We start from the raw sequence: 21,009 nt of genomic DNA, 5'->3' as shown, positions 1-21,009 counted from the left end.
TGATCGACGGAATTAGGATACGATTCTAGCTTTACAAATGAGACTGATTCTCAGTTTATGTCCATTACGGATAAGGTGTAAAACTTAGGAGATGGGGAAAGATCCCCATCTTTTTTTTTAAACTAAGTTGGTATCCTTACATTCGTCTACGGTGTTGGAACTTCAAATCCGACTGAATTCATACAAGTTCTAGTGGAGAACTGACGTCTTCATAATCGAGGTTTCTGCGGACAGGACGAAATCCCCCTTCTTGCAAAAACTTCCTCGCTTCCTTTTCTGTTTTTAATCCATACGACCTGAGGACATTTTCTTCGATCACTACAGAGGAGATATCATCCGCTCCCGAATACAAAGCAAGTTGGCCCACACCTTTACCAAGAACCATTACGGATGTTTCGATATGAGGAATATTATCGAGGAAGATTCTGCAAATTCCGAGAACTTTTAGGTATTCGTGTGTTGGAACAGGTCTTACCTTAAATCGTTTGGTCTGTGGTTGGAAGGTCCAAGGGATAAAGGACAAAAATCCACCAGTTCTGTCTTGTAAATCACGTACCACTTGCAAATGTTCGATGACTTCCTCTTCTGTTTCTTCCGAACCAAAAACAATATTGGCAGAGCCTCTCAGACCCACTTCATGACAGGTTTCCATCGCTCGAACCCATTCCGCTACTGAGGCTTTTTTCGGAGAGATGATTTGGCGCATCCTTTCCGTAAGGATTTCTGCACCGGCCCCAGGAACAGAGTCAAGACCAGCTTCCTTTAGGATTTGTAACACTTCCCGCAACGGTTTTCCTGTAATGGTTTCTAAATTGATCACTTCCACGGGTGAAAACGCACGAATGTGCATCTTAGGATACTTTGCCTTCACAGTGCGAATCACATCCAAATAATAATCAAAAGGAAGTTCAGGATAAACCCCTCCTTGTAAGAACATTTGGTCAGCACCTTCTTCTACCGCGTAGTCCATCTTTTGTAAGATGTCCTCTTTGGAGAGAACGTAACCTTTTCCATTTCCAATTTCATCCATAAAGGAACAAAAACTGCACTCTACATTGCAATAATTGGTATAATTCACCACCCGAAACATGGTATAACTGGCTTCCATATGGGGCCTAACCTTCTCCCGAAGGTACCGGGCTACCATCTGGATTTTTAGAAAGTCTCCTTCCTTGTACAATACGAGAGCCTCACTGGGAGAGATTCGTTTGCCATCCACTGCTTTGAGTAGGACAACATCGGCTGGGTCATTTGGGTTCAGGGAAAAAGAGGACAAGTTCATATCTCTACCTACTTGGACAGGAAATCTTCTGACATATCCCTGTAAAAACCGAATTTTCCTGGACATTGATTTTTCTATAGAAATCCTAGGAAATACCAAACACCTTAAGGGCATAAATATAAATGGATATCGGAAGAATTCTCTTTCACCTATTATTCACAGCTTTTTTCGTCGTGGCAAACGTAGTGTTTGTCCGCGCTATCCTTTACAGGCTCGGATTGATCTTCAACGGTCGTCCTGCATTTTTTAATGAAGATGCAAAAAAGAACCTAAACATCGGATTCCGTTTAAAAAGTTTTTTCGTAAACGTAATCTTACAAAAAAAGAACTTCCGTGAACCAGTACGTGGGATCATGCACGCGTTTGTTTTTTATGGATTTATTGTTTATACAATCCATACAACAAGCCAAATGATCGCAGGAGTATTCGGATATGCAATGGAAGATCCTTACCAATTTGCACTTCCTAATTTCCTATTTGGTGAAGCAGCTAACCATATTTACGAACAAGCAGTCAACTACGTATCCATTTTAGTGTTAACTGGTCTTGGGTTTTTTGCTTGGAGACGTTGGATCAAAAAAGCCAAAGGTCTTGATGTTCACTCACCTGCTTCTGCCATCGTCATCAGCATGATTGCCACTCTTATGGTCACCACCTTACTAGGAAATGGTGCCAAAACGGTTGCAGCAACTTATTATACACATGCTGGATTCATTGATGGTGCGATTGGAAAACTTTGGGAATCAGTGGGAGTGGCAAACTCTTCTGCAGATATCGTTTTCCAAATCATGTGGTGGGGTCACATCATCACTGTATTCTCTTTTATGTTGTATGTTCCTACCTCGAAACATGCTCACTTAATTTTTGCTCCATTTAACTACTTCCTAGCAACTGACACTCCAAAAGGACAACTATCAAAACTTCATTTGGATGATGAAAATGCAGTTTGGGGATCCAACCGAGTGGAAGACTTCCCTTGGCCAAACCTACTCGACGGTATGTCGTGTATTGAATGTGGTCGTTGCCAAGTGGAATGCCCTGCCAACAGGACTGGAAAAGTACTAAATCCAAAAGCCATCATCGTGGAACTCAAACACCAGATGTTGGAAAAAATGCCGGAAGTGGCAGCTGCACGTGCTGGTAAAACTCCAGAAGAAGCAGCAGAAGCAGTTGCAGCGCTTGATACGGGAGTGATCAATTCACACGAAGGCCTCAGTGAAGAAGCTCTTTGGGGATGTACAACTTGTTATGCGTGCGTAGAAGCATGCCCTGTTGGAAACAACCAAGTAAATGCTATCATTGAAATGCGCCGTCACTTAGTTCTTGCAGAATCCAAAATGAGTCCAGAACTCCAAAAAGCATTCACTAACATGGAAAACAATTCCAATCCATGGGGTGTTGGTGCACACACTCGAGCTGACTGGGCTGAGGGGCTTGGTGTAAAAGTTCTTTCGGAAGCAGAAGACAAAAACGTAGATGTACTCTATTGGGTAGGTTGTGCGGGTGCTTTTGATGAAAGAAACAAAAAGATCTCTCGTGACTTCGTAAAAATCATGCAAAAAGCAGATGTTAACTTTGGTATCCTTGGAACAGAAGAAGGATGTTCGGGAGACTCTGCTCGCCGTGGTGGTAACGAATATCTCTACCAAACACTAGCACAAACAAACGTGGACACGATCAACGGATACGGAATCAAAAAAATCGTAACTGCTTGTCCACATTGTTATAACACCATCAAAAACGAATACCCACAATTTGGTGGAAACTTCGAAGTCATCCACCACTCGGAATACATCAACCAACTTTCCAAAGAAGGTAAAATCGATGTAAAAGTGGCTGATGATGCAAACACTGGAAAGTATACTTACCATGACTCATGTTACATCGGACGTTATAACAATAATTACGATAACCCTCGTGATGTTGTGAAAAAAGTATCCGGTGGAAAAATTGAAGAAGCAGTCGACCATCACTCCAAGGGGCTATGTTGTGGTGCGGGTGGTGCACAGTACTGGATGGAAGAACACGTGGATGAATCCAACCCAGAAAGTATGCGTGTCAATAGCAAACGTACAGGACAACTCCTCGATACAGGTGCTACTACCATCGCTACTGCTTGTCCATTCTGTATCACAATGATTACAGATGGTGTCAAAGCTGCGGAAAAAATTGATTCCGTAAAAGTAAAAGACATTGCGGAACTAGTCGCAGAAAACATCGACTAACAATTAAAAAGGGGAATTAGATGAAAAGAATCCATTTCCCCTTTTTTCGGTTCTTCATAAGTCCAAAAAAGTGTAACATCAGTTACTCTTTTTTGGATTTTTTATTTCTCAGCAATTTATCTAAACTTTCTGTTATCATTTATTATCTCTTCATTTTTAGTCTTCTTTTTCCCATCTCACAAACCTTTGCTGATTCCAAAAAACAAACCATCCAACCGAACCCAGATGATGGAATCACCATCATTGTAGAAAAAGGACAAACATTAAGTATCATTTCCAAAACTTATTTGGATGATCCTAGGAAATGGAAAGAACTTCTAAAATCCAATCAAATTGATAACCCAAATCTTATCATTCCAGGAATGAAGTTATGGATTCCAAAAAGTTTAGGGAAAAAACCACTTGCCGACTTACAACGGTTTACTGGAACTACAGAAGTTTTAAAAATCTCACAAAAACAAAATGATTGGGCAAAGGCAAAAAATGGTGAGGGACTGTATGCAAAAGATGAAGTGAGAACACTCAAAGAATCGGAAGCTCAGTTTGTTTTTTTATCTGGATCTCGCTTCGAAATCACTGAAAACAGCCACGTCATTATGGAACGTGGGAAGTCAGAAACTGAACCGGATGAAATTTTTTTAAGACAAGGTCGAATCCGTTCTTTGATTCCTAAAACCTCAAATCCTAACCAAAAGATGTTTTTACTCAAAACTGAATCTGCTGATTCTGTTGTCAAAGGAACTGATTTTCTAACGGAAGTGGATCCGAATGGAAATACCACTCTCAGTTGTTACGAAGGAAGTGTTGCAGTCACCGCAGAAAAAGTAACAGTGCTTGTTAACTCAGGGTATGCAACGTATGTCGAAAAGGGAAAACCACCTGTAAAACCATTCCCAGTTCCCGATCCTCCAATTCCAGAAAACAAATGAATTTCGGTTTTTTATGGATCAAATCCACTCGCATCCGTATCCTACTATTCTTTTTATGTTTCACATGCCACTTTCAATTACAGGCAAAACAGGTCCAATTCTCACTGGTTCCAGATCGCGAAGACATCATTCAATATGAAATAGAACTTTGGAAAACCGAGGAACTGGGTGAAGAAATTCCTTTTCGAGTATTGGCAAATCCAGGACCCATAAGTTTATTCATTCCAGATGGATATGAATTTTTCCGCATCAGAGCAATCGCCAAACGAAAAGTAAGAGGGTTTTGGACCGAGATGTACAAGGTGGCATTGTTTGGGAAAAAACCAAAACCTATTACCAAACCGATTGCAAAAATTCCAGTGAAAACGGATGTCCTTGTTCCCATCCCTACAAAGGACGGAAAACCTGAATTATTTCTCACAACCAATCAAATTACAATTGTTCCTACTTCTGTAGAGAAAAAGATTCGCATCCAATACAGAATCAATGGTGGCCCTTGGCAAACGACAACATCTCCCCTCTTAAATTTCTCAAAAGATGGCAATTACCGATTGGAATACAAAGTGACAAATGAACTTGGAATTTCCGATGGAATGCAAGTTTGGGAATTTAAAGTTGATACAAAACCACCTTTCACAACGATTTCTTTTTTAGATCCACCATTCCAAAAAAAGGGAACCACCTTTATGTCTTCGAAAAATGGATTATTACTCCATTCTTCTGATGAAGGATCTGGTCTTTCTAACATTCGTTACAGAACCTCTTGTGGTGATGACCAAGTTTCCGATTACAATGTATGGTTAGAGTCCTCTTGGATGGAAATCCTTTCTGGTTGTGATAAAAATATCCTCTTAGAAATCAGTGCTGTCGACCGATTAGGGAATGAAGAAGTCCCAAAACAAATTATCATTCAAACTCAAAAAAAGGCAAAGTAAATGGAGACTCTCCTCAATCGGGTACAGAGTTTCGTTTCGAATTTTATTTATGTCATCCGTTCATTATCCTTTTTTAAACTCTTTTTATCCTTAGTTTTGTTCATCTTACTTCCTTATGCTCTACTCATTGGTAGGATGATTTATGTGGAATACAAAGAAGCATTGGATTGGAACCAAAGGTTCCAATTAATTCGCATTCAACTCTTGGCGATCGACATAGAAAATCAAATTCGGAATCAAATTCAAAATGAATTTTCAAACCCGACAGGAGATTTAATCCCAATCAAAGGATCTTCGGATTTAAAACTGCTTTGTTCAAATCATTTATCCTCCATCCAAAACCATACTACCTTCCAGTTGATTTCTTGTTCTCATTCAGATACATTTAATTCTTATTTTTTAATCACAGATGAAAAGGGAAAATATCTATATCCTACTGTATTCATTGAAGAAGCATTACTCGATTCACCTTTTAGTGATCCGAATGAAGGATTATTTTTATTAAATCAAAATGGAAATTTTGGAATTTCAGGATTTATTGAAGATAATTTTTTAGTGTCTGAAGAGTGGAAAGAAAAAGCAAAATCTTCATTACAATCAAATTCCAATTTACCAACGTTAAAAGAAGTCGAAAAAGATGATTTAGGTTTTTTTCTGGTTGGTGTTCCTCTTTATGGACTTCCCATCCACCTATTCGTTGTCAGCCCCATTAATCTAGTATTACAACCAATTATCTCCTCTTTAAAGACCAATATCTCAACCTTGGTGGGAATATTATTCTTTACATTTCTTTTTTCCATTTTCATTTCTTTGAGAGAAATTGAATCCAAACAAAAACTAAAGTTGATCCTAAACGAATACCCACATGCGGCAATTCTTTACGACTCCTTAGGAAATGTAATCCTCGAAAACCCATTCATTGAGGATAAACTAAAAGTATCTGATGTGTATATTTACCAAGAACCTCTAGTAATTTGGTTAAAAACAGAAGTATCAGAATTTATAAGAGAAATCAAAGAACAAAATGATCGTACACAAGAATTACGAAAAGAGGAATTAGAGGTATTTATCAGTGATGGTACCACCTTACTTCTGGAAATCACCTACCAAATTTGGTTCTTAGAACAAAACAATCAATTCGCAAGTGGTGCATTGATACTAATACAAAATATTACAAAAAAAAGATTAGAATTTGAAAGAGAGATGGAATATGCAAAGGATTTGCAAAAAAAATACCTGCCATCTCGGATTCATATTTTCCCCAAATTAGATTATGAGATTCTTTATAGACCTCTTATCCAAGTTGGTGGTGATTATTATGATTATATAAATTTAGGGGACAATCGATATATTTTTGCTTTAGGAGATGTAATTGGACATGGAGTAAAGGCAGCCATGATGATGACAGTACTCAAAGTATTGTTCCATCAAATTGCAAAAACAGAAACAGATCCCAAAAATATTTTATTAAAAATGAATGAAGGTGTAAGCACTCATTTCCCTGACCCATACGCATTTGTTCCATTTTTGTTCTTACTTTTTGATTTGAATCTAAATAAAGTATATTATGGAAACGCAGGCCATCCAGGTATGCTCCACTATTGTGATGGTCAATTCCATTGTTATGAAAAATTAAACCCCATGTTCGGGATGATACCTAAACTCGATCCCAAAATATTGGAATTTCCCATCCTGACAGGGGATCGATTTTATTTATTCACTGATGGTTTAAAAGATGTGGAGAATAAAAATCAAGAAAAATTGTGGGAAGCGGAATTACTCAAATTCTTTGGACAAATGACAACAAACCACATGTCATTCGTCAAACAAGAATTAGATTTTAAAATTAGATCTTACTCGGAAGGAAAAGAATTATTAGATGATATCACTTGGATTGGAATTGATATCATCTAATTAATTTTCTAGTGGTGGATTGTCTAACAACTCAATCCCTTCATTATTTTTATGGAAATAATTCATATCCCATTCTGTATCAAACAATAAAGCCATATTCCCAAATAAATCTTCTACCAAATTTGCATTTGATGGTATTTTAGGTCGGTCTTCTTTTTTTACCCAACGAGAAATTCCATAAGGGAGAATGTTGATTGATGTGTCGGCACCGTATTCATCCTTCAATCTTCTTTGGAACACTTCGAACTGTAATTTCCCCATGGCTCCAATAATTGGAACACCACCACCTATCGTTCGTGATGTGAATAGATGTAAAATTCCTTCTTCTGCTAATTGGTCCAAACCCTTTTTGAAAGACTTTAATTGTAAGGTATCTTTACAGGATATGGTTGCAAATAGTTCTGGAGCAAAACTAGGAAGAGGTCTAAGAGGCGGTGTATTTCCTGTCGAAAGTACATCACCAATTTTATAGGTTCCTGGATTTACGAGTCCAATGATGTCACCAGGATAGGCTAAATCAACTGTGTTTCTGTCTTGCCCAAAAAATGCGAAACTTGAAGACAATTTCACTGGTTTGTCTAAACGGTTATGATTTACGTTTAATCCACGTTCAAAAACACCAGAACAAATTCGTAAAAAAGCAATTCGGTCACGATGCGCCTTATTCATGTTTGCTTGCACTTTGAACACAAAGGCACTAAAAGGAGCATTCACAGGATCTAAGTAATTTCCATCACGAAGTGGAATGTGGTCAGGTCGTGGAGCTAATTCCAAAAATTTATTTAAGAATAACTCAATCCCAAAATTGTTCACTGCGGATCCAAAATACACTGGAGTTTCGTTTCCAAGTAAAAAAGAATTTTTGTCCACTTGGCCAATGCCATTTTCCACAAGGTCAATTTGTTCACGGAAAGCCTTTACAATTTCCTCATCGAACTGTTCGTCGAGGCTCGGATCATTGGGTCCAGCCATCCGAAAACCAGCCTTCTGTTTACCACCTGGGGTTCGATCAAAAAGATACAACTGTGTATCTCTCAAATCATAAACTCCCTTAAAATCAAAACCTGTTCCAAGAGGCCAAACATCTGGAACTGCTTTGATGCCGAGTACCTTTTCGATTTCATCTAATAGAGCGTATAAATCCTTTGTGGGTCTATCCATTTTGTTGATGAAGGTGATGATGGGAATGCCACGGTCACGGCAAACTCGGAATAACTTGATGGTTTGTGGTTCGACCCCTTTTCCGGCATCTAACACCATAACAGCGGTATCGGCTGCCATTAGGGTCCTGTAGGTATCCTCGGAAAAGTCTTCATGGCCTGGTGTGTCTAATAAATTGAGAATATGACCCTTGTATTCAAATTGTAAGGCTGCGGAAGTGATGGAGATTCCCCTTTCTTTTTCCATTGCCATCCAGTCTGAAGTGGCGGATTTCCCTTCTTTTTTCGCCTTCACAGCCCCTGCGAGTTGGATGGCACCTCCGTAGAGGAGTAATTTCTCAGTGAGGGTAGTTTTTCCCGCGTCGGGGTGAGCAATGATCGCGAAGGTTTTCCGACGATTGACTTCTTTTTCGATGGTATCAGGGGACATAATGACTATTCCATATTGCCTAAATTGGCGATTCTGTCGAGAATAAAGAATGGTTCCTTTGCCCTTTCTCTGAGGAAGGGGTTGACTTCAATATTATGTCCCATTATAATGGGGGACAGAGGGGAAGTTTTTTGCGAAAGTTTGTATCCGTCATCTTTCTTTTGGTCTGCACCCAAATCTTTCCTCTAGACTTTCCCAATTTTTCCTTAGGGGAAGAGAATGCCAAGGAAGAATTCAAACGTGGCCTTACCTATAAAAATTTAAGAGAATATTCTGCTGCAAAAGAACGTTTCCAAAAAGCAGTCAATTTAAAAAAGGATTTTCATCTTGCCCGTTTAGAACTTGCGAATAACTACTATTTGTTAGGTGAATGGGAAGAAGCATTAGATGAATTAGAAATTTTAGCCACCAAAGCAAAAAATGACCTACTCATTACAAATAAAATTGAAACACTTCGATTAGCAATCGCAGGTGGTGTGACTGAAAAAGAGAAAATCTACTTTAAAACCATCGAAGGTGATTCCATTCGTGGTTATCGTTTTCGAAATCCAGTTGATATCACATTTGATGAAGATGGAAACTTTTATGTAGCTGGTTTTGATACATCCAATGTAATCAAATTTAATGCACAAGGAACTCCAATCTCTAACTGGAGAGGTGGTATCACTAGAAAACTGGAAAGACCCGTTTCACTCGTTTACCAAAACCAAAAAATCTATATAGCCGATTTTGCTAGGGATGAAGTTTTAATTTTTGATTTAAATGGAACTTATTTGGCAACCATTGGTGGACCAGGAAAAAATCCAGGCCAATTCCGAGGGCCTTCTTCCATTTGTTTTGATCCATTAGGAAATTTATATGTTGCTGATTCTGGAAATGGTCGTATCCAAAAATTTAATGCAAACGGACAATTTGTATTAGAAATCCTTGGGATTGGCAATTCCAAACTTGTGAATCCTTCTGGGATCACGATTGAGAATCAGAAAATTTATGTGGTCGATAAAGATAAATTGAAAGTTTTTGTGTTTGATGGTGATGGCAATACCATTGAAACCATTTCCAAATCAGAATGGAAAAAACCTCGAAATATTCGAATTTTAGATAACCAAATTTTCTTAACTGATGAATTAACTGGAATCTGGACCTATTCTATGTTAAACGGAGATTGGAGACAACTTCCCAAATTTAGAGATAAAAATGGTATTTATCGAGTTTTATATCGGCCATTTGCAACAAATATGGATTCCACAGGAAGTTTGTATTTCGTAGATTTTGGTAAACATAGAATTGATATTTTTTCCCATAAAAATAATTTACTATCAAATCTTGATTTAAAAATCGAATCAATCGATACTTCTGATTTTCCAAACATCCATATTTACACTCGAGTTAAAAATAGAGGCGGGAAGGAGTTGATAGGAATTGATAGATTAAGTTTTCGAATATTCGAAAATGATAATATGACTCCCCTCTTTTCTTTAGCTAACAAAAATAAAATTAATGAAAAAATGAACATCGCGATTGTTTATGAAAATAGCGAAAGTTTAAAAAAAGGAAAAACAAATTTAGAGGATGGTTTATTTCCTCTTTTCCGATCGTTACATGATACAGATCATATAACACTTTACCGAGCTGGAAAAGATAGCCAATTGATATTACCAGATACTGTTTCTCTTAGGGATATTCTTGCCAAAATTCGAGATAGCCAAGCTGAGGAAAAATTCAATTTTGGCAAAGCAAGTATTGCTGCCATTAAAAAACTATCAATGGAAACGGGACCAAAAATCCTTGTGTATTTGGTTTCGAAAGAAGCAAAAGAGGAAAGTTTTTTACAATACCAAAAATCTAGAATTGTATCCTATGCGAAGGCACATTCAATTCCCATTTATGTATTAACAACTAATTCGAACCCATCGCAAGAGGAGTCTTGGTCTGATTTAACAGGTCCAAGTAATGGAAAGTATATCTTTTTAGATGGTGAAGGGGACGAAAGAGATTTATACAAACTTTTCAGATCTCATTTAGACTACCGTTATATTCTTTCCTATAAAACAGATACCAATCCTGAACTCATCAATCGCTATATTAAAATTGGCATTGGTGTTGATCATAGAGGTGTAAAAGGAAGGGATGAAGGAGGTTATTTTGTTCCAGAACCTCGATAAACATACCAAAAAATACTTTGTATTTGGGATTCTATTTTTTTTCACACAATTTGTTTTTGCAGAACCTAGTGCATTGGAAGACATTGCAGAAGCTAAAATTTTCCAATCAAACAATAATTGTAGAAAAGCCATTCCACTTTACCAATCTGCCTTACAAAAAAACAGAAATTCTATCGATGCAAAGTTAGGAATCGCTGATTGTAGTTTTTTATTGGGATCTTATAAAGAAAGTAAAAAGTTTTACTTAGATATTTTACAAAGAGATTCCAAATACATACCAGCAGTCACAGGTTTATCTGAAATTTATTTATTAGATTCTGAGTTTAAATCGATTTATGAATTAATCCAACCCCTACTCACCGAATTCCCGAATCACACGGGACTAAGGATCACAGAAGCAAAAACACTTTTAAAACAAGGCAAAACAGATTCTGCTCTTTATAAAATCAAAACACTATCAGATAAAATAGGAGAACCTTCTGATTTATTAAGAATGTTAGCTGAGTTGTATTTTTCAAAAAAACAATTCGAAAATGCCTTAGACACCATTGATTCATATACAAAAAAAGAGCCAAATGATCCATCCGGATTCTCCTTTAAAGCAAAAGTTCTTTTATATGAAAATTACTTTCAACCTAGGGCTCTGGTTTCTATTTTACCCAATGTAAAAGAGTCTCTTGAAAATGCGTTAAATTTGGATGATAAAAACGAAGAAGCTAGATTCTATTTTGTATATCATGATTTGATTTTAGCAAATGCAAATAATGACAAAGATTTAAAAACAAAAGCATTCAAACGAATTTACGAACTTGCACGTGAGTTCCCCGAAAATCAACTCTATCATAGCATTGAGGCAAATCTTGCTTGGGAATTGGGTGAAAACAAATTTGCCTCTTACCATTACAGAAGAGCATTAGCACTCGATGATTTAGATGAAATATTGCGTTTTGAAGCAGAAGAGTATGTCATCTCTTCAGAAAAGGAAGAATCCAAACTACGACGAGAGTTGGGAGACTACCGAAGGGATCGTTATTATGCCGAAAAACATTCCTTATACCATAAAAGTAGTTTATTCCATTTATTTAGAGCAAGGGACTTAAGTGCGCAAACACCAGTGATCCGAAAGGAACTATTGGATTTTTATAATTTATCAGGTGATTCCGTAAAATATACAAATCTGCTTTTACGTCTGAGAGAAGAAGATCCAAACTCTTTTAAACTACAAAACAAATTGGAATTTGTGATCAAAAATCTAAAGGATTCGATCGAGTTTAAAGAAGGATACATTCAAATTGATCCAAATTCTGTTTCCGATTTATCGGTTCGGTTTAGTCCAGAAGTTTATGTTTTTGATTTAGAATCAGTGAGTCCATTTCCTTACCACCTCCAAGCCGGTCGCCTTTTTGCAGAAGTTTTAAGATACCAATTAAAGAATATGTTATCAGTAAGAGTGGTTGAAGGAAGTGAATTTAAATCCATTCGAAATTTATTAAAGGAATCTAGTTACCATCCATTTTCACAAACAATTCCTTTTTCCATCGACAATTTACACCACCTGGATTCCAAAAGGCGAAATGCAACTAAGATCCGCTATGTGGTCCATGGAAAATACCAAATCGAGAATGGAGATATCAAATTTGATATTTCAGTTTATGATCGGAATCAACTCAAAGACATCGTCAATTGGAAAACAAACCAAAGAGGAAGAGATAGTTTACCTACTATAGTTCATCGAATTGCCGAACGGATTAAATCTACCTTGCCTATCGAAGGGAAAATTCTAAAGGTAAAAAAAGACGAAGTCATTGTATCTATTGGAAAAGATGACGGCTTAAAATTGGATTCAAAACCAGTATTCCAAAGGAGAGGAAAAACTCTTTTTGAAGGAGAAATCATTTCTTTAGGAAAGTCGATTTCAAACATCAAACCAAAACAACGGGGATGGGAAAAAGAATTGGCTACTGGGGACGATGTGGTGCTAAAAACGGACTAGGATAAAAAGAAGAAAAGAAAATTAATAAAACTTCCGAAATCCTTTCTTCTTTTGAATCATCTAACGATTCAATTTCCAATTGGCAAATGTTTCCGTCCATATATAGAGAATCCACTTGTTCTGAAAGAAAACAGTTTTTTAAAATTGGCACTAACTGGTCGTAGTCCTTTTGATCCAAATAAACTTTCCCATTGGAAAATTGATAGTTGGATTCGATTCTATGGATCCTTTCTTTTGGAGTGTGTTTCCATTTTAACTCTACATTAGGATGGTAGTATATCTTTCCATTTTCCATGGAAAACTCACCATGATGTAATCTTTTTTTCGAATCTTCATTTGCAAAACGTATCCAATCCGTATCCCCTGGTATACGATCTGCAAAACTCACTTGGACTTCACCGACTCCGCTTTGGTTCTGAACCAATCGAACAAATAGAACTTGTTCCTTATTTAGTCTTAGAGACTCATTTTTTATTCTTTCGATGACTTCTGAATGTAATTTGGGAAACGATTGATTCTTTTTCTGAAAAAACAAAGTCATAATTGATTTGATTTCCTTCTAATGAGTATGGATACATTTATTTTCCAATCAAAATTCCAAGTGCCGATCGAAAGGTTATTCCAATTCCATGAAGACCCAATTGGTTTTGAAACATTGATGAAAACAAATCGAGGGATCAGAGTGATCCAAAAACCAGGATCTATTAAAGTCGGTGAAACAGCCATTTTAAAAGTTCCGATCTTTCCCTTTATTTATACTGAATGGATCGCAAAACATACCAAATACGAGAAAAATTCCCTTTTCCAGGACAATCAAGAAAAAGGACCATTTCTAAAGTTTTTACACACACATCGGTTTATCAAAGTAAATGAAAACGAATCCATCTTATCAGATGAAATTGAAATTGATTTTTACCTTTGGCCCATCTCCCGATTCTTTATCTACCCAATGTTGTATTTCATGTTTAAAAAACGCCATAACCTAACAGCTAAATATTTTTCAGTCAAACCCAACTTAATTTTTAGCGGGTATTCTCGAACCATAATCAATTAGTTGGCGGTTGTATTCCTTTTCCATAAGAGGAGAAGAGATCAAAAAATCCGCACTAGAACGATTGCATGCCATTGGAATATTATATAATACAGCAATCCGTAATAGAGCTTTCACATCTGGATCATGTGGTTGCGCAGAAAGTGGATCCCAGAAAAACACCATAAAATCTATTGAATCTTCTACGATTTTCGCACCAATTTGTTGGTCTCCACCAAGTGGTCCGGAAATGAATCGAAAGACTGGTAAACCAATTTGTTCATGGATCAATTTTCCCGTTGTCCCTGTTGCCGAAAGATGATGTTTACTCAAGGTTCCTCGGTTGAATTTTACCCAATCAAGTAAATCTTCCTTACGATTGTCATGTGCGATGAGAACGATCTTTTTCGTTGTTTCCATTTTTCTCTGAATTAGTACCATAAAGTGATAGTTCTTGCCAATATCCTGGATTCAAGGAAAGTTTCCCTGAAATGGTAAACCAACGCCGATTTTTTTGGGTCCTCTTCCTTCTATCCTTCCAAATTCCGCTCGGAGCCACTGATCCAAATAAGGCTATAGAAACAAGGGTTGAATCCATTCTCCCAACCCAACCAGATTCAGGTTCACCCTGGGGAGATTCTTCCCAAGCCATCAGTACCATACCAGTTCTCGACTTTGTCGATGAAAAAAACTCTCAAAAAAGATGGTCTGACGCGAGTAAAGAATACTCACTTGCCTTGGAAGGTTTTGAAACTGGAAAAAAGGGAATCGATAAACGCAGAGAGGATTTTAAAAAAGAAGTATTTTATGAAGATCGTTACGAATGGCAGAAGGTAACACGAAAAGAAAACAAAGAAAAAGAATTTCAAAAACAACTTTATGAACTAAGGACTCAAACAACACTTCGTCTCGTAAAAGCTATGAATTTGTTAGATAAAATCGAAAATCCTAATGTAAAAGAAAGTGACTCCTATACTGATTTAAAATCTGGCATTTACAGAGAATACATCAAACACCAAGAATCTTTTAAAAACTACTTACAGGTCATCGACTTTACAAATCGTTATATTGAAATCTCATCCAAAAATGAAATGGAAGCAGAACCTCACAGACTACTTGCCTTATCCTATGAGAAAATGGAACAAACAGCATTACGTTCAAAAAACCAAGAACTCTATTATGAATTTAAAGAATTAAAGAAAAAACATCTATTACGATTTGCAGAATTGCATTATGGCCGCGAATCAAAAGAATACGCGGCGATTGAGGAAAAAGTCGGAAAGGATTTTTGAATTACAACATCCCAAGTTTTTTCTTAAGTGCTCTATTTTCTTCCACCAGTTCTTTAATTTCTTGTTCCGTATACTCAAATAAACGATCTTGCGCTCGTAATATTTTATCTAAATTCATCTCTTCGATTCGTGAATAATTTAATACTTCTTCTGTCGCCTTTTGTAGTTCAAGGGCTTGTTTGAGTTCTTTTTCCCGAAGTTCATCCAATTGTTGGATTGCTTTGACCCTTTGGTGTAACTCAATGAGCTCTTGGTTTTTCATATCATTCACTCGTTCAAGAGCAGAATTAATGCCTGCTTGTGAACGTTTCACGAGTTCCTCATACTTAAGGATGGAACGCAAAGCTTCGTTTTCCTTTTTTGATTCTTCGTATTCTTGGTGTGCTAAAGAAAATACACCCTCAAAAAAACCAACATTTTCTAAACAGGAATTTCCAATATCTAAAGCCGCTGCTTTGTAGGATTCGGATTGGATGGTTCTGTCCAAAATCATCCTGAGTTCCCGAACATGGAGAGGGTTTTCTAAAACTAGGTATTTGGGTTGAGTTTGTACCATCTCTTGGATTTGGTTTACAGCATCTTCTGAAGAAACTAAGATCAAAGAAACAAAAGGACTCATTTCAAAAGTAGATTTGATTTTTGGTTGGATCTCATTCCATTCTTTTAGCGTCACTTGGATGAAAAGGATGTGAATATCGTTTGGTGTGAGAGAGATTTGATCCAATTCAGACAAACCAATTTGGTTCACTTGGATCTTGATTTTTGAATGTTTCCAAAGCTCTACGGGAAACGGACGGCCCTGGGAAAGATTCCAAATATAAGAAGTTTTCAAACCCGATCTCCTAATTGACAACTACACTCTATGGGACCGTAGACAGGGGAATTTTCTAGCAAATTTTCTATTATTTCTTCCTTGCGAAGCGATTTTTTAACATTTCCCATGTTTCATCCCATTTGTCTTTCCATCGAAAATAAAATCCTAACATATTACGAATTGATTCTGGTAATTTTGCATCAGTCCTTGAGATCATGATATAAATCGAAAGGGTCGCAATTACGATATTCGCAGACCAAGGACCCACCCAATCCGGAACATTCTCTTTGTAGGAAATCCCAGAACCAAATATAAAAAACGTATAGTAAATGAGTAAAAAGATTACAGCAAGAGTAAAACTCATACCTTTTCCAGAACGTTTGACAACAAGACCCAAAGGAAAGGATAGAAAGAAAAAAATCTGACAAGAGAGTGGAGTCGCAAACCGTTTGTGGATTTCCACATTAAATCCCGTGAGGGTTTTTTTGGATTCATTCAGAAGTTCAGACAACTGTGTGAATAAGGCAAACTTTTGTGCCATATCTTCTTGGTTTCCCGAATTGGCACCTATGATGAGCTCATATTTGAATTGTTCCACCATTTGTTTGAGCCCACCTACACCTTTGATAGACAAACCATATTCTTTTAAAATTTCCAATCCTGGAATATTTTCCAAACCTTCGGATTCAATGGCATTTCTAATCTCAATTAACATTGGTAAGGAGAAGGTATCAGGCTTTACATTGATACTTAAGGTTTTTGTATCTTTTTTCGCTGGTGTATTGTAATCCATTTCCCCATTCATGAAATTGGTAACACCAATTGCATTGGTTTCAGGATCCCATTCAATCACATAACCTTTTCTCAATCGAACTGACTTTTCGTATTCACCAACAGAGTTCTTTTTTTCAACAAGTAACCCTTCCTTAGCGTTGATGATTTGTAACATTTTTGACCCACCCATTGGGACGGCCAAATTGTTCACCATGATAAAATCAGTTCCACTAGCAGAAATTGCCCATTCTCGTATTTGAACATTACTTAGGTTACCATCTTCATCCACACCACCAGAATACATGGTTCGACCCTTCTCGGAGAAAAAATCCTGTGTTTTATCCCCAGAAAATTGACCAGGTTGGATCGCAAGTAAGGGATTATAAGATGCAATCCAATTATCAAAATCCTTCATCTTACGAGTGTTCTCTGGCCCTAAATAAAAATTTAGATAACCAACAAGAAGGGTCATAAGAAAGCCAAATACCAAAAAATTACTGTAGATATAAGGAAACGAAACCCCTGATGCCCGCATCGCAGTGATTTCGGAATCACCAGACAATCGACCTGCTGCCATAATTCCAGACATCAAACAGGCCATAGGAATGGTCATGGGGAGTGTATTCCCAAAAACATAACCCATATAATCTAACAAACGGAAAAAATCGACACCTTTTCCAACAAAAAGTCCAATCATCTTTTGGATGGCAACTGCCATATAGATCATTGTAAAAAAAGAAAGAGCAACCAAAAACGGACTTAAGATCTCTTTCAGAATGTAAATCCTTAAAATGGAAGGTTTGAAACGTTTCCACTTACCTAACCTATCCGTATCCACCATAAAATCTGGTGGTAAATCGTCTTTGGAATGAACCCTAACGGTTCTTAAATCAACAGGTTTAGACAATCAATTTCCCTTTGAGAGTAGCACTAGTTGCTTGTTCAATGAGTACAGTTACCGTTTTTCCAATCCAATCCGATAAGTCTTGAGACATTCCTTCTGGAATTGGGAAAACTACCATTCGACCACAGTGTGACCGACCACATAACTCTTGTTTTGATTTTTTTGAAGTATTCTCCACCAAAATGGAAAATTCTTTTCCAATTTTTGTTAGATTTTTCTCCAACGAAATTTTTGTTTGGAGTTCAACAAGTTCGATTAACCTTTTACTCTTAACTTCCTCAGGAACATCGTCAATAAACTTACGTTTTGCGATGGTCCCCTCTCGTTCAGAATATTTAAACATATAAGACATGTCAAATTTCACTTGTTTTACAACTTCTAAAGTTTCTTGGAATTCTTCGTCAGTTTCTCCTGGAAATCCTACGATGATGTCAGACGTTATTCCGATATCAGGAATCACTGCTTGGATTTTTTGAACCAAATCCAAATATTCTTCCTTCGTATAACTACGTTTCATATCTCGCAGTACTTTTGAACTCCCTGCTTGGAGTGGCATATGGATTTGAGAAGAAAATCTTTCTTCTTTTGCCATAAGTGAAATGAGATGATCTGGAAAATCTTTAGGGTGAGGACTTGTAAACCGAACTCGCTCAATACTGGTTTGTTTTAGAATTTCTTCCACAAGTGCACAAAAGTCAAAATTTTCATAGGAATAACTATTCACATTTTGGCCAAGAAGTGTGACTTGTTTCACACCCATCGTTTCCAACTGTTTGATCTCATGGATGATGGACTGCGGTTCACGGCTCCTTTCTCTTCCTCTTGTATAAGGAACCACACAGAAGGTACAAAAATTATTACAACCACGCATGATGGTAACAAATGCCTGGATCCCATTCACAACCTTTGGCTCTAATTCATCATACGTTTCTGTCCTGGATAACCTTGTGAGTTGGACATCTTTTTCACCCTTACGAATGTTTTCTATGAGTTCTGGTAAGGTCCTATAATTATCTGGACCCACAATCAAATCGAGAGGCAATTCTTGGTTGAATAAGTCTTCACCTAAGTTTTGTGCCATACAACCCAAAACACCGATGACCAAATTAGGATTCTTTTTCTTGAGGTAACCGAGGGATTGGAGTCGTCCATAAATCTTAGCGTGTGCATTTTCTCGGACGGCACAAGTATTCAAAAATATGATATCACTGTCTTCCACCGAATTTGTGGTTTCGTAATTCTCCTTACGGAATAGTTCCTTTACTATGCCTGAATCGTATTCGTTCATTTGGCAGCCGTAAGTTTCCACATAGACCTTTCCCAGTTGGATGGAGGGAATACTGTCTAAGCTTTCTGTCAAGGTAGGGTTCATAATGATATGTTTTCCCAAGAAAATTCCTTGTAAAGCAAAGAAGAATGGATAGGAAGGGGTATATGCCGAACACAAAGCGGGAGACTTTTTATGAAATTTTAGGAATTTCGAGAGATTTTCCTACGAATGGCATTGAAGCGGTTTACCTACGTGAATTACTCTTTTGGGAACAACTTGAAAAAGCTGGTAGTCAGGAAGCCAAAGACAAAATTTTGGAACTAACAAGGGCCTATTTGACTTTAAGTGATCCAAACAAAAGAGATGTTTATGATTCGGAATTGGATTTTGAATTTGTACTACTTGATGGAAAAGCCAAAGACCCGGAAATGGAAGAGGCTTACGACATATACCGGCTGGGTCATAAAAAAACCTACCAAGAAATTCTCAGCGAGTTTTCAAAATTCAAAGGTGAGATGGGAGATACTTTATGGGTATTAAAAAAGACAACCATCTACCTTGTCATCAACTTACTGTTATACTCCGGAATTGTTTTGTTCCAGTCTTTGTTCCACCAAAATGAAATGGAAACGTCCAAAGAAAATGACATTCTCTTTAATTTCCTTTCCTATCTATTTTTGGGATTCAGCGGTATTGGTTACCTACTTTTCCGATTTTTGTACATTCCGAAACAATTAAAAAAAAGAAAAGAATCTCGGCTTTAACGAATTGATTTCGGAAATAAAATAGGAAGCAAATTCGGAAAACAAGCGCCACTCAAATGGAGCGAATCGACAAAATCTTTACATTTCCAATTTGGATCTTCATTGGGATCGATGACAATGAATTTAGAATTTGGTGACCGTGATACAACTTCCACTTCTTTCCTAACTTCGGTATTAAATCGATCAAGTAACCCATCTGTTTTCATCCATCGTCGGAGAGGCTCTGAAACAGCAGGGAAATAAACGATCACTGGAATTCCTTTTCCTTCTAATAGATGTAACATCTTCTTAAAAAAGAAAATTTGCGTCGGCGATAAGGAAGAACCTCGTAAGTACTGGTTGTACATTGCTTCCGCATCTCGTTCCAAGAATAAATCCATATTTGCAAATTTAATCTCATTGGGTAGTGCTCCAAATTTCACACGATTTACCATTTTGATTTTATCTATGTATCCCCTTTTATGTTCTTTTCCTGTGATTCCAGAAGACATTCCAGGGAAAAAACCAATCTCAATTTCCTTATTATTGGCCTTAATTGCTGTGGGATCTAAAGGGTATTTATACAATGCAAATAATTTTTTTAGAAAATAAACTTCTGCTTCATCAATCGAAAAACCTTTCGTGTGAGTGGTCCATGGATCTTTCGATTTTGTTCTAAAAAAATCCAAATGTTCCAATACATAAAGATTATCGTACGATCCATTTAAGGAATAATCGATAGCGGATTTAGAAAATAAAAGTGGATCCACTTCTATCAAAACATAACGAATCGGTAAGTTTGTTGCAAGCACTCGTTCCAACCAATATGCTTGGAAACTTGGTGGACCAAAGGGAGCAGCAAAGTTAAAAGAATTTGTATTTGGAAAAAATCCTTCCACCATTTCAGAATCAAATTCACCTGAACGAGAACTTCCTAAAATCAGACCTATCTGTTTCCCGGGATTCTTTTTTGATTCCTCGAGCATAACTTCGAATAGATCTTCTTTGAGTTCGTAAAACTTACGTTCAATTTTTTTCCAGCTATATGTATTCTCAACAATCACAGGTAGGAAAAATAGTTTATCAAATAAAAACAATGCTAAGGCAAGAAGAAGTGGATAGAAAACAATTGGAAATTTATTTTTCATA

General features: G+C 37.0%; 17 protein-coding genes. 9 read left to right on the top strand and 8 right to left on the bottom strand.

The genetic code is table 11. The features are described 5' to 3' along the window. Window positions 1-178 precede the first annotated feature (178 nt). Window positions 179-1,282: a cyclic dehypoxanthinyl futalosine synthase gene (gene mqnC / locus ND855_RS07680; protein ID WP_265359360.1), complete on the bottom strand. Its 1,104-nt coding sequence runs from the start codon at window positions 1,280-1,282 to the stop codon at window positions 179-181. A gap of 122 nt (window positions 1,283-1,404) precedes the next feature. Here mqnC and ND855_RS07675 point away from each other — a divergent pair, with 122 nt between their 5' ends. The 4 genes from ND855_RS07675 to ND855_RS07660 are packed head-to-tail and all read left to right on the top strand — an operon-like array spanning window position 1,405 to window position 7,285. Beyond that, window positions 1,405-3,507 (top strand): (Fe-S)-binding protein, encoded by a 2,103-nt coding sequence (locus ND855_RS07675; RefSeq protein ID WP_265357857.1) that lies wholly within the window; start codon window positions 1,405-1,407, stop codon window positions 3,505-3,507. Between the two features lie 20 nt (window positions 3,508-3,527). After that, window positions 3,528-4,436 (top strand): FecR domain-containing protein, encoded by a 909-nt coding sequence (locus tag ND855_RS07670; protein ID WP_265357856.1) that lies wholly within the window; start codon window positions 3,528-3,530, stop codon window positions 4,434-4,436. After that, window positions 4,433-5,371: an LBF_2017 N-terminal domain-containing protein gene (locus ND855_RS07665; RefSeq protein ID WP_265357855.1), complete on the top strand. Its 939-nt coding sequence runs from the start codon at window positions 4,433-4,435 to the stop codon at window positions 5,369-5,371. The genes ND855_RS07670 and ND855_RS07665 overlap by 4 nt, the downstream gene beginning before the upstream one ends. Then, the gene (locus ND855_RS07660; RefSeq protein WP_265357854.1) at window positions 5,372-7,285 is read left to right on the top strand and encodes a PP2C family protein-serine/threonine phosphatase; all 1,914 of its coding nucleotides are present in this window, start codon (window positions 5,372-5,374) and stop codon (window positions 7,283-7,285) included. Here the strand turns inward: ND855_RS07660 and ND855_RS07655 are convergent, their stop codons facing one another. Then, a complete protein-coding gene (locus ND855_RS07655; protein ID WP_265357853.1) occupies window positions 7,286-8,875 on the bottom strand; it encodes a peptide chain release factor 3 in 1,590 nt (529 codons plus the stop codon). A 95-nt stretch (window positions 8,876-8,970) separates the two neighbouring features. On the opposite strand from ND855_RS07655, the gene ND855_RS07650 reads away from it, so the two are divergent. Together ND855_RS07650 and ND855_RS07645 are read left to right on the top strand one after the other, a co-directional pair. Next, window positions 8,971-11,040 (top strand): 6-bladed beta-propeller, encoded by a 2,070-nt coding sequence (locus ND855_RS07650; RefSeq protein WP_265357852.1) that lies wholly within the window; start codon window positions 8,971-8,973, stop codon window positions 11,038-11,040. Then, the gene (locus ND855_RS07645; RefSeq protein WP_265357851.1) at window positions 11,021-13,033 is read left to right on the top strand and encodes a tetratricopeptide repeat protein; all 2,013 of its coding nucleotides are present in this window, start codon (window positions 11,021-11,023) and stop codon (window positions 13,031-13,033) included. The genes ND855_RS07650 and ND855_RS07645 overlap by 20 nt, the downstream gene beginning before the upstream one ends. Here ND855_RS07645 and ND855_RS07640 read toward each other — a convergent pair. Then, the gene (locus ND855_RS07640) at window positions 12,999-13,574 is read right to left on the bottom strand and encodes a hypothetical protein (RefSeq protein ID WP_265357850.1); all 576 of its coding nucleotides are present in this window, start codon (window positions 13,572-13,574) and stop codon (window positions 12,999-13,001) included. The two genes, ND855_RS07645 and ND855_RS07640, sit on opposite strands and share 35 nt — an antisense overlap. A gap of 27 nt (window positions 13,575-13,601) precedes the next feature. On the opposite strand from ND855_RS07640, the gene ND855_RS07635 reads away from it, so the two are divergent. After that, complete coding sequence (locus ND855_RS07635; RefSeq protein ID WP_265357849.1) at window positions 13,602-14,087, top strand: SRPBCC family protein; 486 nt, start codon at window positions 13,602-13,604, stop codon at window positions 14,085-14,087. On the opposite strand, the gene ND855_RS07630 is transcribed toward ND855_RS07635, so the two are convergent. Then, window positions 14,049-14,483 carry a methylglyoxal synthase gene (locus ND855_RS07630; protein WP_100726883.1) on the bottom strand — a complete coding sequence of 145 codons (435 nt, stop codon included), beginning with the start codon at window positions 14,481-14,483 and terminating at the stop codon, window positions 14,049-14,051. The two genes, ND855_RS07635 and ND855_RS07630, sit on opposite strands and share 39 nt — an antisense overlap. A 71-nt stretch (window positions 14,484-14,554) precedes the next feature. Between ND855_RS07630 and ND855_RS07625 the strand changes: the two genes are divergently transcribed. Continuing rightward, window positions 14,555-15,355: an FcpA-related putative periplasmic flagellar protein gene (locus ND855_RS07625; protein WP_265357848.1), complete on the top strand. Its 801-nt coding sequence runs from the start codon at window positions 14,555-14,557 to the stop codon at window positions 15,353-15,355. A 1-nt stretch (window position 15,356) separates the two neighbouring features. Here the strand turns inward: ND855_RS07625 and ND855_RS07620 are convergent, their stop codons facing one another. The 3 genes from ND855_RS07620 to miaB are packed head-to-tail and all read right to left on the bottom strand — an operon-like array spanning window position 15,357 to window position 19,219. Beyond that, complete coding sequence (locus tag ND855_RS07620; protein WP_407658741.1) at window positions 15,357-16,202, bottom strand: hypothetical protein; 846 nt, start codon at window positions 16,200-16,202, stop codon at window positions 15,357-15,359. A 55-nt stretch (window positions 16,203-16,257) separates the two neighbouring features. Then, window positions 16,258-17,850 (bottom strand): LptF/LptG family permease, encoded by a 1,593-nt coding sequence (locus tag ND855_RS07615; RefSeq protein WP_265357846.1) that lies wholly within the window; start codon window positions 17,848-17,850, stop codon window positions 16,258-16,260. Continuing rightward, window positions 17,843-19,219: a tRNA (N6-isopentenyl adenosine(37)-C2)-methylthiotransferase MiaB gene (miaB, locus tag ND855_RS07610; protein WP_265357845.1), complete on the bottom strand. Its 1,377-nt coding sequence runs from the start codon at window positions 19,217-19,219 to the stop codon at window positions 17,843-17,845. The genes ND855_RS07615 and miaB overlap by 8 nt, the downstream gene beginning before the upstream one ends. 62 nt (window positions 19,220-19,281) lie before the next feature. Between miaB and ND855_RS07605 the strand changes: the two genes are divergently transcribed. Continuing rightward, window positions 19,282-19,881 (top strand): J domain-containing protein, encoded by a 600-nt coding sequence (locus tag ND855_RS07605; protein ID WP_265357844.1) that lies wholly within the window; start codon window positions 19,282-19,284, stop codon window positions 19,879-19,881. Here the strand turns inward: ND855_RS07605 and ND855_RS07600 are convergent. Further along, window positions 19,878-21,008, bottom strand: a complete 1,131-nt coding sequence (locus ND855_RS07600; RefSeq protein ID WP_265357843.1) for a DUF1574 domain-containing protein — start codon at window positions 21,006-21,008, stop codon at window positions 19,878-19,880. The genes ND855_RS07605 and ND855_RS07600 overlap by 4 nt on opposite strands. Window position 21,009 lies beyond the last annotated feature (1 nt).

The organism is Leptospira paudalimensis, from assembly GCF_026151345.1.
Taxonomy (GTDB): Bacteria; Spirochaetota; Leptospiria; order Leptospirales; family Leptospiraceae; genus Leptospira_A; species Leptospira_A paudalimensis.
This window is presented reverse-complemented; position numbering and strand designations above follow the sequence as displayed.